Raw genomic sequence first — 15,272 nt, 5'->3', positions numbered from 1 at the left:
TAACAGGAGCAATATTACGATTTTTCTCTGTTATAAGTATATCTGTGAACGCCATAAAAATCACAGGTGTACAAACATTCATTGTTTTAGATACGAATGCTGTTTAAAATCTATGTCTGTTACCTGCCGAGTAGTTTTGGGCAATTCCTTTAATGAACCATGGGTGAGCTTTTACCCCACATATATAATTTCAAGCAGGCGTTAAGCATTACAGCGCTTCTACTGAAACAAATCCCCTTTCTTATTAGTCGCTTCAAATGAGTTCTTAACGTTAAGTTTATTCGCTCTATCCTGTTGGTCATATATTGAAAGGTACAGTGAACACTTCGCGGCACTAAAGACTTGTAAATATTTAATCGATCCGTATAAATTTTGGCCGGAGCCATTAACAAGAGCCTCCTGATTAATCCGCCAATCTGTTCTTTGCTGCGCGAACCAGTAATAAAATCAAACACCTGCCTTGTTTTCCTGTTGACTGCGTATACAATATAACAGGCCGTATTTTTACTGCCGATAAAAATATACATCTCATCCACCTCATAGGATTCATGAGAAGTAGAAAGCATAGGCCTTGTCACTTTAGAGGCGGCCCTAAGAAGTAGCATTTGAACCGAGCTTTTTGGTATTTGCAAAATACGTGACATAGAACTTATTCCCACGCATTCATTATTCAATAACAGCACCTGCTATTCGGTATGTAAAGTATATCGGCAGATGCGATAAAGACTCCGTTGGTATTTACCACATTCTACACAACGATATTTTTGAACAGTTTTATACCATCCTTTTTTGATGCAGACTCCCTGACAATACTTACATTTCATGAGCAGGTGACAAAGTGTACACGAGGGTTTATTAAACTCAATAACAGTGGGCTTCCCGTGACAATAAACTATAAAAGACACGTAGGCGCACACCTTATTTTGCCACACAAAAATAAGGGAGCCAATTGATTATCAGCTCCCTTACAAATATATTAATCACTCAGGTGACGTTGTGTACACTACCCTACATTATCACCAATTTAATCAAAAATGCATTCTACCCTATAGTATTTAAGTAACTCAAACAAAGGCTTTATGTTAATCAAATACCAACTAAAATCAACAATTCCTAATCCTGGCAGCATCCTAACATCATCAATAATGGATATAAAAATCCTTGTTGAACTAATAAAACCTAACCCTATTCCAAGATTGGATTCTTTATAAACAAGGTCTATAGTAGTAGACATTTGTCCTGAAACACTATTCGAAATTTTTTCTAATATGTGTTCAATATTACTAACACTTTCTTGTTCATAATCATGGCTTCCATTTATCATAAATGACACAAGGCCATTATTTGTATAACACCAATTGAAACTTAATAGATTTCTCAGTATTTCTCGATAAATATCTGTATTTATATCTTGGGCTTCTATTATTATTGCTCCTGTCTTTGACATATAACTATATTTATTGGGCAGGTGTTACATTTTCATGAAAACCAATACCTTTTTTAGTTAAAAACTGTTTTACATATTCTGGTATGCTTTTTTGTGCTATTACTTCATATTTGGCGTTATGATGCTGTGCAACAGCTAATCCTCTCCCCATATCTGATTTAAATTTTTCAAATTTAGCAGCAGTGAAACCATCGCCAAAAAAATCTCCACTTTTCGCCTCGTACCAAATAGAGTTATTTTCACCATATGCACCGTCAAACTGACGAGATGTTTTTCCATTAGTTTCCGTAAACTCTCCTCTTCCCCCCATTTCATTATGTAGCCAGTTCTCATAATTTGCTCCTTGCTCTTGCCTAGCTTGCCCCGAAGAACTACTACTTGATTCTGTACCACTTTGGCTATTATCAGCAAATAATAAAAGGTTTGTAACTAAAAATTTACTAACATTTAAAGCACTTGATCCTGAAACAGCAACTGCGCCTGAACCTGCAACCTGTGGAGAAGCCCCAGGAGTACTAGTACCAGTTATTGCAAATCCAACACCTTCGCCTGCTGCACCTGTCAAATAAGCAATATTAGCTTGCTCACTATTATAGTGGGTTTTAAAAGGCGGCTTATATAAACCAAAAGTAAATGCACGCCCCATTCCAGCGGTAAAATTATCAGCACTTATTACAACATCATGTACTGTTTTTGTTACCGCTTGCCCCACTCTGGTATTTGCAGCATTTTGAACAGCCAAAGCTGGTTTTTCCAATGCCTTTTTAAGAAAAAAGTTATTAATTGTATTGAAAATATTAAAATAGTCAAATAAAGAAGGGCCTCCTTTATTCCCTAATGGATCAGAATAGTAAACAGGATTATTATTTAAAGCGGCATATTCACTAACATCAGTAAACGGTTCTGGATCTCTGTTCCATCTCCTTCCAATCCTACTATCATACTCCCAATACTCCGCAGTAAAGCTATTACTATCAATTTCACTACTTCTTTCCTGCCCATTAAACCCATACCTATACCCACCAGCATTATAACTCCTACCCGGCTGCAACATCCCAAACGGATAATAATCCTGCGCACTCACCACATCTGCCACATAAGAATCCACTGTACTACCCGCCGCACTCACCTGCAAACGCTTATCCGACACGGTAGCCAGCACATTCCCTAAATGGTTATCCTTTACAAAGAAAATTGTGTTTTCAAAGAACTGTTTATGCTTGCATCAAATTTATAATATACGCAGGTAAATGCAATGCGTCATGCTTAATAAATAAACAAAAATCAACTCAACGGGTGATACCTTTCTAACTGGCTGGTTAATTTGGTTAGTTCCTGCTGTTCGTAATGCTCTGTGCTGGTAATGTATTTATGCCCTGCCATATACTGCACCTGCCTTTTATTATGTTTACGCAGCCAGTTTAATATTACACTGCTTCTTATATGCGCTGCATTCTGTACAACTGGATTGATGCCCTTTAATTCGTCCATGATGGTATAAACTGCATTCCTGGCATTACAATCAAATAGTTTCTCCTGTTCTGGTGGTAGTAATTCCAGGTAACTGTGTAGCCCTATCATCTGCCTTGCTGTTAACGGCAATACCCGTTCATTACTCCGTTTTGTTCCATTTATACTCACCCTACCCTCCCTGAGCTGTAAGAACTTTGGCTCAAAGCTTGAAATCTCACCACTATGCACTCCCTGAAATACCATTAACCCCAGGATTGCTACATTTCTACGGGCAGATAAGGCATGTTTACCATTACATGCGGGTTCTTTTAACTGTTCGTAATCCGCATACAGCTTTTCCAGAGCAGCTTCATCCAACGGATTTACTACCACTTTCTGTACACCGCCTTTTAAATGCACCTTTCTAACAGGATTTTTATCAATTACCCCCTCTACTTTCAGGAAATCATAATACAGTTTTAAACTCTGTAATCGTAATACCAGTGTAGACTGCTGCAATCCTTTACTCTGTTCATACTGTATATATGCCAGTAACTCCTGGTAGGTAATTTCATCCACTTCCATCACTTCACCCTCTGCCCAGGTTATAAACCTTTGCAGGGTTGCTATATGCTCCTGCATGGTACTAGCAGCATATCTATTTTTCTTTAACCATGCTTCATATGCGTTATTCCTGTCCATTATCTGCGGGTTTATCGTTAATTATATGAGTATATAACTGTGTTGATAACAGGGAGCCATGCCCTAAGAATTTGGCAATCTCTTCTATGTCCATACCGCTCTGTAGTAAATGCGTAGCTATACTGTGCCGTAGGATGTGTAAACCAAACTCCTTTTCAATGCCTGCTTTATCACGTAGCAGGTGTAAACGCTGGTAGAAATTACTCATACGCTGCCCCATCCGGTTAATAAAAAATGCTTCATCCGCAGTGGTTACTTTACGTTTAAAATTCAAACCATACCTTTCACTTTGCCAGTGACCAGTACCGTCATGCTGTTCAAAAAACCAATTACGCCCTTCTTTCAGGTAGACTTTAATATCCTCTAACGCCTGTCTGGCAATAGGCACATAACGCTGTTTATTACCTTTTCCTTTACGTACAAACAACAATCCCTTTACAGTATCTATATCAGTGATATTTAACCTTGTTCCTTCCTCTTTGCGTAATCCACAACCATAAAACACTGCCAACATCGCCCTATCCCTTTGCCCTATGGCCTTATTAACTCTGCCCGTATCAAAACTGGCATCATAGAGCTGTTTTATTTCCTGTGGTGTTAATACCACTGGTATATCAATATCATTATCTGGCCTTACCGGGTTTATGTCCAGGAAGTGTTTACCAGAAGCATTGATGTATTTAATAAAGGCATTTACAGCAGTGATAATCTTATTCCTGCTACTGGCACTTAATCCCATACCCGTTTTATCACTCACCCGGTTATCCAGGTGAATAATAAAACCCTGTACATGCCTGTTTTCTACCAGTGGCAGTTCTTTAATACCTCTTTGTTCCAGGTAATGAAAAAACTCCCTTACATGCACAGGTAAACTATCTGCGGTTCTGCCTGCATATCCCAATACCTGTAGCCACTCTTTAAAACTCCTTTCCAGATATTGAAAAGAGGTGCTTTCCAGTGGTAGCTGTTTCATACAATGCTTTTAATGGTGATAAAATGAAAAAACCACCCTGATTAGAGTGGCTTATGAATTATTTGTGCCGGTGTTCCCTTTTGGTGAACTTTTGAACTTTCGTTTACTTTCCTTATCTGCGTTGGATTTGGGAGGTTCACTACCCACTTGAACTACCTGTGAACTTTGTTGCTCTCGTAGGCCATTTAATGCTTTATCCAGTACTGCTTTTACCCTGTCCTGTAAAGATACATATTCATCATAGCTGGTAACGGTATATTCCATTACATTGTCTTTACCTGCCTGTTTCTGTATGTAACCTGCCAGTAACAGATGCAGCATGTACCGTTTCTGATTACTAATGTTCAATTTATAGCCCTCCCTGACCTCCCTGGTAGTGAATGAATCCTTTCCTTGTTGCTGCAAATACTCCTTTACCTGCTCTAAGTATACTCTGGTAGCATGACTTAGTTCATCACTTTTACCTACCAGTACCACTTTCATTAGCTCATTAGCTTCTTCAATATCATCCAGTGTGGTTTCAATATACTGTTCTCCGGTAACCGGATTAGTTATTTTATCCCGCTGGTATTGTTTGTAAAAGGTAATGGCTTCAATGAAGTGCAGGTATTGTGCATGCGCTCTCCTAATTTTAAAAACTTCCGCAGGTAATTGTAATTGCAGGGCATAGGGATTACGAACTTTTACAGGCTCCAATACTCTCTGGCAATTCTGTAGTAAATTCCTAGCGTTCAACTCTACCTCAAAATTAATAATACCAGCACTAGCCTGCTTTTGGCGTAACATAATCCTGCCATCCTGAGCCTTACTATCATCCAGGTAAATCAAAAAGCTACGATTGGCATTATCCTCGTATATATGCTCCTGAGTAGTACAACCTGCAACACATACAGGCCCTTCCACTGTTACCTCTACAGTCTGAGTGTTACCGTTCTTATCCTTTACCACCACACGCTTTACCAGCTTGTTTTTGCTCTGTAATTCTCGTAGTGGATATAATGCCTGCTGCGCTCCTTCCAGGTCTTCTATGAGCATTAATTTGTGCTGTAGTTCCTGCTGACCAAAGTAGTAAAAGGCATTCTCTGATAGCACCGTCATTTCTATTTTATCCTCATCCGGTATTAATGCAGCTACACGCTCCTGTAGGTAACTCTTACCAGTACCAGAAGCAGCCAGACTAACAATATGCAATGGATTTTCCCGTTTCCTGCTGGTAAAAATCAGATACATGAGCAATCTGTTATGTTCTTCACCAATTACACCACTGGCTCCTATCAACTCACCAGTAGTTTTAACCAGGTTGGGCTGCTGTAAAAATGTAATTGCTTCCCGCTTTTCTTCTGGTGACAGAACTTTTTTCTCCTTCTTTACTTCCAGTTGTTGCAGGCTGGTAATACGATGTGCTTCCAGGGCATTGGTAAGTTCTTCCAATACTTTCGCCATATAACTACTGCCCAAACTAAACAGTTCTGCTGTTTTACGTACCAGCTTTTCTACCTGGGCATCATTATATAAATCCAGATTACTGCGTAGCACCGACTGTTTATATTTAACTTTCAGGGTAACTTTTAACCTGTCCAGTCCTTCCAGTCTGATACCACCCATAATTTCAATATGAACCTCACCGTACTGCCAGGATAAATGCAGTGGATTACTGGTGTTTAATGGCTGTAACTGCATTCACAATGGTTTAATAGTGATCTTCCAATTCTTTCTTAACACTCATTAGCACCTCTGTGTAACTAATCAGGTTCGTAATACCCCACCAGTTATTACCATATACACGTAGTATTACTTCACCCTCTGCAATTAATTTATCAGAAAGCCAATAAGGCACCAGTAACCATTGAAATACCTGTTGGCCTTTACCTTCTGCTTTTAACAGCAGCTCAACGTCATTAACCAGCCTGTTCAACATCATACGATATAAAACTGTATCTGCCAGTGTATCATCTTCGTCCAATTGCTTTTGCATCCCGGCAAGCTGGTTTCTCATTTCTGTTACCCTGTTTTCCAGTTCAGCAAGATTACCAGTGAAGGTTTCTTCCGTGAGCGTAACGTTAAATGCCAGGTGATTATACCACTGGCAGGCGTTTTTCATTTCTGATTCTTCTTTCAGTATAGAATCTACCAAATAGGTCTGATCATGCAGCATGGCCGCATGTAAAAAGCTTGCTTTATTAGTCATTGTAAATAATTAAGTAGGTGATTAAAGAAAATTTCATTTTCAGGGGTTTTTCAGATCTGACAGGAGAGAAACCGTCTCAAAAGAAACCTGTGTATAGCCGGCAGAATATATTTGCGTATGCCAGCTGGCTTTAGGATTGATAATGCCGGGTATAGGCTCACAGTAAACAAAATACAGCGTAACTCCTGGCCCCTATGCTCCTAGAAGCATACAGCTATTTTAAAATGCCGGTAGTGATGGATTTGACCGAAGATGATAAAGTATAGTTCGTCCTGGACATTGCACCATACTTCATCTACATATACCCAGGCATGTAAAGGAATGTCAGCAACAGGTATAATACAGGTTACCCTGAATGGTGTATACAGTTTACGTATTACACCAGCGGGATTTATTACCAGCAAGATCTGGCTATTGTAATGTTGATAGTGCATAGGCTTTATTTTTAACAGCCTTGCCTTTACAAGCCCGGTTGATTCTTTTGCTGACGAATTAATTCCTCGTATAAATCTTCCGGCACCAGATAGGATGAATCAATATTCTTACTTTGATCTACTGCCAGTGCTATATAACATTCATCAAACCGCTTATGCTCAAATAACAGCATGGATAACGGCCATGTTATTAAAATATATTTCTGCATGGGCTATGGAATTAAAGCGTGATTACCTTCCAGTTCCTTTCTCCTTTGGGAAAAGGCCTGTTTGTCTGATTCATTCTGTACTGGATGGGCATAAAATAGTTGCAATAGCTCTTCCATACTGTTACATGCGGAGATTTGAGAAACCAGCACTCCCTGCCCTCCCTGGGTGCACCAGTCCAGTATTTGCTTACCTGTAGCAGCAGTGAGTATAAAAGCAGGTTTACCAGAAAACAAGGAAGTCCTATCCTTTGTGGCAACAGCCTTATTGCTCTTATCCAATTCAAAAAGCAGGGTAAATTCATAATCCAGGTTAGCCCTTTGAATACCCTTTATACCCACTTTCTCCGGCACTTGCTTGCCATTCTTTTCTACCAGTATGTAATCCTGTTTACTGCGGATGGTGCTGATAATATGCACAGGACTTTGCAGCATCTTTTGCACAAATGCTTCATGCCTAGGCGATACTTTTAACCAGTTGGTATAACTGTTATTTCCTTTTACCTGCGCGTGTATATCCAATATACCACCAACACCTGCCCATTCATGGGTAATACTGTCCAGGACAATAACCTCTATGCCTTTATTCTCACAGATAGTAATTGCTTCGATATAGCTTTCCGGTGTAAACGGTGCATGTAAAGGCAGTACCAAAAAGTTGCCCAAATCCGCATATAAAGCAGCAGATTGGTTTTCAGAATCTACCACGGCAATTTTTTCCCAATCACCACATAGCCCATAGGCCAGTAATAAAGCACTGTAGGTTTTACCAGCACCTGCAGGCCCTTGTAGTGCCATCTTTATTTTGACATTACGTCTGTTTGCTTGTTGAAGTTGCATATATGTAATTTGAAAAATGAATAAAAAAAGGCGGTATAGAAATACCACCTCGTTGATTGCTAGTGCCACACTGAAGCATTTTCTATTACTTACAAAAAGAGGTAGCGTAGAAACGCCACCTCGATTCCCCATCATCCAAAATGAGTTATGCCACCTCCATTACTGGTACTTGCTGTGGTTCATACTGTGGCATAGCGCCTTCATGTGGCACGTAAGCATAAGTATGCGTTAGTTTCATTACTTCTCCGGTTTCCTTGTTGGTAAAATCGTAGGGACTACACTGCATCCGCGTAATTGTACCCGGAATCTGCTGTCCAATTAATGCTGTAGCAGTAGCCAGGTCAAAAGTGGAAGTAATAAAGCAGCGCTTTGCAGTGGCGTAAAACTTACCGGTAGTTTGTGATTGTAACATTACCAGATCACCCTGTAGTTCCAGTGAAACAAATTCCCCTCTATCACCCTTCCGTAGATGGGCGTTAATAATTTTAACCATGATAAGCTGATTTTGAATTAACCAATTAAGTGATGACCGGGGTATCCCGATTCCGAGGTTAACGTGTGGGAGGTCTTCTAAGGAGGTGGTAACGTCAACGTATATAAATCGGACGGGGGTATTTTTAATATCCGCAGGTAAACACAGAAAAGCGGGCTTAAAAATTCTACAGAAAAAATAAAAACTTAGTGCAGCTCACTTTAATAGTGATATATTATTAGTGTAGAATGGAAATTCACTGGCAATGTGTATAAAAGAAAAAGAGGGATGTTGATTCCCTCTTCATTTTAATACTTATCGATAATATTTTTCGTCATCGTAGTTACACCCCATTTTTTGACAGATAAAAGATATTAAAAAAAGCACAATTACTCCTATGACTATGGATAGTAAAATATTTCCACGTTTTGACTCTTCACGCTCCTTATCTTCAAAAAAGAAAGCTTTAAACAAAGTCCCTATAAACCACAGTACTCCAAGTATCAAAGGCAAGCATAATATACTAATCCATGATTCTAATTTTTCCATATCTAGCTATTGTTTTAAGCAGTTATATTGCTTTTTAAGAATATCAGAATTCATTTTGACCGACACTGTCTGAAACGTATTATCAGCCAAATTAACCATAGCAATTTTAATATTAGAAGAAGCAATTGTAGCTAAATCAATAGCATCTGCCAGAAAGATGCTAATAGTTGCGGGATAACCATTATATGTGGTTAATTCACTGGTATAATGTTCAAATGTGGCAGATTTATTGTTATCAAATTTCAAGATCAGGTTACCTTTCAATTTTATGCTATTAGATTCAAAGACGGATAGGGTACACACACAAAATTGTACCCCATTTGTCTGCATTGAAAAAGCCAATATAAATCTGTCACTATACCCAACCCTATCTGGTCGCATATATCTAACCGTAGTTCCATCGTCACGATCATTAACTTGCACATCGCATTGAGCCTTTAATAACATTGAAAAAAATATAGACAGAATTGTTGTCAAAAAAATGGCTTTCATGATTTACGATTTTAATTTAAAGTAATAGCTTATTTAACTCATAAAATGATTTCTAATTACTCACAGTTACTAGTTAATCGAGTAATACTATTTCGAGATAGAATTTTTTATCTTGATAATTATTTACACCTTCATATCTGGCTTTCCCTTCGTAATAGCAAGAGTTAGTCCCCTTAAATACGCCTTTAATAATAGGATCTACTTCATAGCCACTATTCACTGTTTTGAATGCTTGTAATGATCTTTTAGGCACTTGTGTGGGATCTTGGCAAATAAATAGAACTTTTCTAACCTGATCATTTTCGCACACATATAAAACAGTAGCGTCACCTTCTTCATCATATCTTTTATAATAAAAAGAATTAGAATCATCATTTAAAGGGTAGACAGATCTTCCATTGTTTTTAATTTCCGCTATTGCGGATTGTCTATCTTTTTTTATCTTTTGGGCATGAGAAACACTACTACCAAGAAGTACAACTAATGTAAAAATCAACAATCGCATAGTTTTCATTTTAAATAATGCCTACTCTATACAGTTTTCGGCTTCCCTGTTTTCATATATGCACAAAAAAATAGCGTGGCTCTTAACATTTACTCGTAGTCTGAGGCGGTCGAATGCCTTGCATACAAAGTAAAGTAAGAGGCCACGCCGTAGCATGACACTCTTAGCTTATACTTTCCCGTATGCATTGAATCTTCGACCTTTCAGACTACAGGAACTTATAGCTCTGTGCTAATAATATATTGAGGTTCTTTTATTTATCCATTCTCGCGAAAATAGTAAAAAAGTACTATTCTCCGTTCCACTCCTCAAAACTCAGATTCGGGCGAAATCCAATGGCGTTTTCAAACTCCACTTTCATTAAGTCCTTAACCCTCTCTTTATACTCAGAAAGCGTAACGATGCTATCATGTATGGTATAAATAGGCACCTCTTTGTTTTCTTTGGCGAATGTCCTGGCTACTCTATTTATTACTACCTCCGCCTCTATTGACTGTAGAATTATAGCCAAAAAGCCATTATCGTGGCGTTTAATGAGCGAATAAATTTTATATACAGTAGGAAACAAATCCCTAAAACAACGCTTCATATCAGCCTCTTTTTGCCCAATAAAGCGATTGTCGGAAAACAATGTGGTGAATACAGCACTTTTCAGCATTCTTTTACCATCAGGAGTATCTGGGGTATATAAGATGCCTGTTTCTTCAAAATATTGAGTACTGATGTACTGGTATAACCTGCCTTTGTCTACCAACGTGCAAAATCGCTCCAAGTCGCTCCCACATTGCGTTTCATCACTTTTTACTAACATAATGAAAGAAAGAGATGAAATAATAGATAATATAGAAGGAATAACAGAAGATAAACTTTTAAAAATTTCAGGTCTTAACTTCTTTAAAGTTAATCCAGTACCATTTTCAGAATAGAAATCAGGATTAAAAAGAAGCATACTAATAAATGGTTGAGAGTTCTTTACATCCACAGAACACAGTTGCTGCCCGTCGTATGTAATGTAGTTCCGCAATTCTGACTTTAAATTTGTCAGGTTAGAATGAAAACGACCAGCAGTGCTATCAACACTCATGTAGAACATGCCTTTATTAAGCGTTTCAAGGGCTAATTCCCGGATGCAATAACGATCAGCGGCATCATATAAACCATCGGCCATATCCTGCTCATATAGATGCGACAATTCCCATGCTGCCATTTCCACATTAACTTGAAGGTTGCTGTCAAACCACTTGCGCAAGAAATCATATTTCTTTCTAAATGCGGCATCCTCCTTACGTTCGTCATTTGACATTACCGTTAAAGTGTTTTTCGTCAAATCCGTAAACTCGTAGCCATCGTTTTTTAAAGAATCACTAATCTTAAAGCAACGGGACTTTTCACCAGGGATATAATGATTATCCGTTTCTATAACGTTGTTTTCAATAAGGTAAGAAAGGTATTGATTATAAGCCCGTATTTTCTTTTGCAGAATCTTGGCGTTCAAAGGAATATATTCTGCTTTCAGGTAATCCTTATTACGACATTTTAGCCTGATAATAGTGCCAATAATGTATTTAAAATTGTCGATATGGTATTTAAATGAAGGCTTATTTTCTTTCAACAGCACTTCTAAATCTAGTCTTTTGGGTATATAAGTAAAGTTCATGTTAAATTAATTGTCGCATTACGTGCGGGGTAAGAAAAAGGAGTGGAAAACAAGCCCTCCCTACACTCCCTTTAATAGCACAGGAGATAAGAGAGGGCTATTGAATACAGGTTACATCAGGCAGATAACATCATAAACAGGTCTGCCGTTACTTTTCCGTTGTGCAAAACCATTACGTTTCAGCAATACACCTATTTTTTGCACCATTGCATTAGAAAATTTCAAGGGAGTGTGCTTACATAAGTATTCAGTGATTTCTGTAGCGGACAACACCCTTCTGTCTTGCATATTTACATTCGCAGGTGCAACGCATTTTAAAAGACATTCCTCTTCTACGTTTACGGCAATATGTTCGGAATTTAAAGCATTCAGCTCTTCAATATCAGTACCGCTTAGATAGTATTGTTCACCATCTTGAACTAAAGCATATGCCTGGGCAAAGGCCAAACTCAAGTGTTCATAGGGCACAGGGGAAATATCAATTGCTTCCGCAACAAAAAAGCGTCTGGTACCGGTCTCATCATTTAGAAAACTGCTACGGTTAGTTGTTCCAGCAAATGAAGCAATACGTGGCCGTTGCTCAAGCTGGTTGGAATAAGCTCTCTTGGCGTTAACGGTTTCGCATGTAACAAGGAATTTGAATAAATCCATTTGCTTATCCGATTTAATATCAAATTCATCTAGGATAATGAGCATATTTTCAGCCAATAACCTCTCATTCCCTTTGCTACCCGGATTAAAAGGAGCTTCATTACAGTAATTTTTCAATTCCGGCGGCATAAGATTCCGTAAGAATTTAGTTTTACCTATTCCTTGTGCTCCTTTCAATAGGAAAACCAAGTGGTTAGAGGCATTCGGATTTAGACAGCAGGCAACTAATCCCACAAACCACTTTCGGAAATATTTTAAAAACGCCGGCTGATTGGTCGTTGTCACCGTATTAGCCAACCCTGCTATATAATCCGTATTACGATCCCACACAGGAAGACTATTAAAGTAGTCCTCAATTGCATTAAACTGCTTCACAAAATCCGAACGTAATATTATGCGCAGCTTTTTATCAACTTCTAACCCCATTTCATGAGCCATGCGCAGCTTCATGGAGTTTAAACGCATTTCATCCAGACTTTTCCAACTCCCACCTATTCCGATATTCTTTTCCTGGACTTCAATAATATTACTAAGCGTGTTATAACGAAATAGCCAGTTCTGATTCAAGAAAGCTTTGATTCGATTAGTATTATCCTGCTCAACTGGCCTAGCCGCGCCTTGTGTCTTCCTGTCGTCATCAGGCAGCCCCAGTCTGTTGTAATCTGGTGGCACTATAATATTGGGTGGAGATACATGAATGCCCTCTGGCTTTTTTAATTGGTAGCTTTGGGATTCATTACTATTTGTTGGCACCGCCATCTCATTCTCGACTGCTGCGAATTGAACATTTTCTAATTTTGCCTCTGGATTTGTAGAGTTCATAAACTCAGATTTAGTTTTTTTGAAAAATTAATTTGAGTTATCACGGCGGCGCCCTTCCGTTTTAACAGTACAAAGATGAAACAGAGCAAAAAGTCCGGTCGGTCATAAATAGTCATTCAGACTATTTTGTAAATAGCAGGAAAAAAGAAAGGGAATACAGGTCTCCCTGCACTCCCTTTAGTCATTATAACAGTAAAATTGAGCTTATTCTAGTCTTTGGTCCTTGCGGCTATTGCCTTTACGTCCACTTTATTACGTTTAGCTTGCTTGTCAGAAGATAAATACCGCGCTACAGAATCTCTTTCAAACGCATTTCCTTCTTCATCCACAAAGAAAGTACAGATAAAATCTGCAATCTCCTTTGCGGTTGCGTTAATAAATGGATTACCTGCACCGTTTTTCTCCGTTGTACGCAGTTCATTAAAAAGAGTACCCAAAACAGCAACTCCACCAGTCCAGGTTAATGGTTTTACAGTACTGGTTTCAACTGTACCAGCAGAATCCCCATACCGGGAGAGCAAATTTAATTTTAACGCATTAAGACGATCGGCAATAATGGTAAATCGTTCCAGCCAATCATGCTGCTTATATGCAGTTTTCAAGTACTCTATATCATTAACTGCGAAGGCTAATATTCCCTTCACGGTTTTGGGGTTATTAATAAAGGCATCAGCAAGTATTTTATTCAACGCTACCTCATCCTTGTACATGCCATCCTCAATAGCAAATTTCAGTGTCAAACTTTCACTGTTCTTCTCGTTCATGAGGAACATAACAACAGTTCCGGCAGAATCACAATGTCCATCAAGTAAATCCTCTAAACTTGGATCATCCTTCGCTGCATATCGTATATATGCCCCTATCTGATCGTAGAAATTGGACTTTACCAGCAGCGATTTTGTAAATTCAAACAGATACATCTTCAAAACATTATCTGGCAATATAATAATCTCACGCCAAAATGCTGTATATCAACAGGAATGATCCCGGCATTTTTGATAAAATCAGGCCTCCCTACCCTCCCTTGCCTATTATTTACCTGCACCTACCAACAAAATAGCCATCCCAATTACGGAATGGCCTAGTTTGTTTATCAGCTCCCTTATAAATTTATAAATCATGCAGGTGACTCTATGTACATTATCTGTACAATATTTTATAGACGTACCCCAGTGATTGCATGCTTTGCTCTACTGTAGCAAGATTTACTTCGCTTATTGGAATTACGAGATCTTCCCCTGCTTCAAATTTTCTTTTTTCTTTAAATACATCATCCAAATTCAGTTCTCTCAACACTACAAATACTTTTAGAAAAAACATGACAGTAGCCTCCTTATTTTCAGCAAAAGGGAATATTATTTCAACATTCTTATTCATAAATTTTAAGCAGGTGACAAAGTGTACACGAGGGTTTATTAAACTCAATAATAGTAGGCTTCCCGTGACAATAAACAGTAAAAGACACGTAAGCACACTCCTTATTTTACCAGACAAAATAAGGGAGCCGATTGATTATCAGCTCCCTTACAAATTTATTAATCACGTAGGTGACGTTGTGAACATTACCTTATTTAGCTCCCTTATAATTTTTTAAATCATGCAGATAATGTTCTGTACACTACTTTCTGTACACTACTCAGGTAAGGTTTTATGTACAACCCTATACTTATAACCAAAAGATTGTAGATAGCTCTCTATCTCAGCTAGATTTACTTCACTTATTGGAATTACAAGGTCATTCTTTTCCAAAAATTTTAACGATTCGTTTCGCCCTTCTTCTAAGCTTATTTCTCTCAACGACACAAATAACTTAGTTACAAAAACGATATTAGCCTTTTGGTTTTCAGCAAAAGGAAAAATTATTTCGATACTCTTATACATA

At 38.3% G+C, this 15,272-nt stretch carries 19 protein-coding genes; all 19 read right to left on the bottom strand.

The features are described 5' to 3' along the window. Positions 1-149: 149 nt before the first annotated feature. The gene (locus FLA_RS31830; protein ID WP_231940457.1) at positions 150-527 is read right to left on the bottom strand and encodes an IS1 family transposase; all 378 of its coding nucleotides are present in this window, start codon (positions 525-527) and stop codon (positions 150-152) included. A 497-nt stretch (positions 528-1,024) separates the two neighbouring features. Next, positions 1,025-1,447 carry a hypothetical protein gene (locus FLA_RS10620; RefSeq protein ID WP_076380443.1) on the bottom strand — a complete coding sequence of 141 codons (423 nt, stop codon included), beginning with the start codon at positions 1,445-1,447 and terminating at the stop codon, positions 1,025-1,027. 10 nt (positions 1,448-1,457) lie between these two features. Next, positions 1,458-2,609 carry an RHS repeat-associated core domain-containing protein gene (locus FLA_RS10615; protein ID WP_076380442.1) on the bottom strand — a complete coding sequence of 384 codons (1,152 nt, stop codon included), beginning with the start codon at positions 2,607-2,609 and terminating at the stop codon, positions 1,458-1,460. A gap of 122 nt (positions 2,610-2,731) precedes the next feature. Beyond that, positions 2,732-3,601 carry a tyrosine-type recombinase/integrase gene (locus FLA_RS10610; protein ID WP_076380441.1) on the bottom strand — a complete coding sequence of 290 codons (870 nt, stop codon included), beginning with the start codon at positions 3,599-3,601 and terminating at the stop codon, positions 2,732-2,734. Continuing rightward, complete coding sequence (locus FLA_RS10605; RefSeq protein WP_076380440.1) at positions 3,588-4,574, bottom strand: tyrosine-type recombinase/integrase; 987 nt, start codon at positions 4,572-4,574, stop codon at positions 3,588-3,590. Before FLA_RS10605 ends, FLA_RS10610 begins: the two co-directional genes overlap by 14 nt. 51 nt (positions 4,575-4,625) lie before the next feature. Continuing rightward, positions 4,626-6,254, bottom strand: a complete 1,629-nt coding sequence (locus tag FLA_RS10600) for a hypothetical protein (RefSeq protein ID WP_076380439.1) — start codon at positions 6,252-6,254, stop codon at positions 4,626-4,628. Between the two features lie 10 nt (positions 6,255-6,264). Beyond that, positions 6,265-6,762 (bottom strand): hypothetical protein, encoded by a 498-nt coding sequence (locus FLA_RS10595; protein WP_076380438.1) that lies wholly within the window; start codon positions 6,760-6,762, stop codon positions 6,265-6,267. A gap of 200 nt (positions 6,763-6,962) precedes the next feature. Next, positions 6,963-7,196, bottom strand: a complete 234-nt coding sequence (locus FLA_RS31150) for a hypothetical protein (protein WP_076380437.1) — start codon at positions 7,194-7,196, stop codon at positions 6,963-6,965. A gap of 26 nt (positions 7,197-7,222) precedes the next feature. Continuing rightward, the gene (locus tag FLA_RS10590; protein ID WP_076380436.1) at positions 7,223-7,405 is read right to left on the bottom strand and encodes a hypothetical protein; all 183 of its coding nucleotides are present in this window, start codon (positions 7,403-7,405) and stop codon (positions 7,223-7,225) included. A 3-nt stretch (positions 7,406-7,408) separates the two neighbouring features. After that, positions 7,409-8,242, bottom strand: coding sequence for an AAA family ATPase (locus FLA_RS10585; RefSeq protein WP_076380435.1), 834 nt, complete (start codon positions 8,240-8,242; stop codon positions 7,409-7,411). A gap of 145 nt (positions 8,243-8,387) precedes the next feature. Beyond that, positions 8,388-8,735 (bottom strand): hypothetical protein, encoded by a 348-nt coding sequence (locus FLA_RS10580; RefSeq protein ID WP_084206344.1) that lies wholly within the window; start codon positions 8,733-8,735, stop codon positions 8,388-8,390. A gap of 294 nt (positions 8,736-9,029) precedes the next feature. Further along, positions 9,030-9,263 (bottom strand): hypothetical protein, encoded by a 234-nt coding sequence (locus tag FLA_RS10575; protein WP_076380434.1) that lies wholly within the window; start codon positions 9,261-9,263, stop codon positions 9,030-9,032. A 6-nt stretch (positions 9,264-9,269) separates the two neighbouring features. Further along, positions 9,270-9,755 (bottom strand): hypothetical protein, encoded by a 486-nt coding sequence (locus FLA_RS31145; protein WP_144264089.1) that lies wholly within the window; start codon positions 9,753-9,755, stop codon positions 9,270-9,272. A gap of 73 nt (positions 9,756-9,828) precedes the next feature. After that, complete coding sequence (locus FLA_RS10565) at positions 9,829-10,260, bottom strand: hypothetical protein (protein ID WP_076380432.1); 432 nt, start codon at positions 10,258-10,260, stop codon at positions 9,829-9,831. Between the two features lie 289 nt (positions 10,261-10,549). Next, entirely contained in the window at positions 10,550-11,917 is a 1,368-nt protein-coding gene (locus FLA_RS10560; RefSeq protein WP_076380431.1) for a hypothetical protein, read from the bottom strand. 111 nt (positions 11,918-12,028) lie between these two features. Then, positions 12,029-13,390 carry a VapE domain-containing protein gene (locus tag FLA_RS10555; RefSeq protein WP_076380430.1) on the bottom strand — a complete coding sequence of 454 codons (1,362 nt, stop codon included), beginning with the start codon at positions 13,388-13,390 and terminating at the stop codon, positions 12,029-12,031. Between the two features lie 209 nt (positions 13,391-13,599). Continuing rightward, the gene (locus FLA_RS10550) at positions 13,600-14,310 is read right to left on the bottom strand and encodes a hypothetical protein (RefSeq protein ID WP_076380429.1); all 711 of its coding nucleotides are present in this window, start codon (positions 14,308-14,310) and stop codon (positions 13,600-13,602) included. A 220-nt stretch (positions 14,311-14,530) separates the two neighbouring features. Continuing rightward, a complete protein-coding gene (locus tag FLA_RS10545; RefSeq protein ID WP_076380428.1) occupies positions 14,531-14,767 on the bottom strand; it encodes a hypothetical protein in 237 nt (78 codons plus the stop codon). A 255-nt stretch (positions 14,768-15,022) separates the two neighbouring features. Beyond that, positions 15,023-15,271, bottom strand: a complete 249-nt coding sequence (locus FLA_RS10540) for a hypothetical protein (protein ID WP_144264088.1) — start codon at positions 15,269-15,271, stop codon at positions 15,023-15,025. Between the last annotated feature and the right edge of the window lies 1 nt (position 15,272).

The sequence above is a fragment of the Filimonas lacunae genome, assembly GCF_002355595.1.
Classification (GTDB): Bacteria; Bacteroidota; Bacteroidia; order Chitinophagales; family Chitinophagaceae; genus Filimonas; species Filimonas lacunae.
The sequence above is the reverse complement of the archived record's forward strand: the minus strand, read 5'-3'. Positions and strand labels throughout refer to the sequence as shown.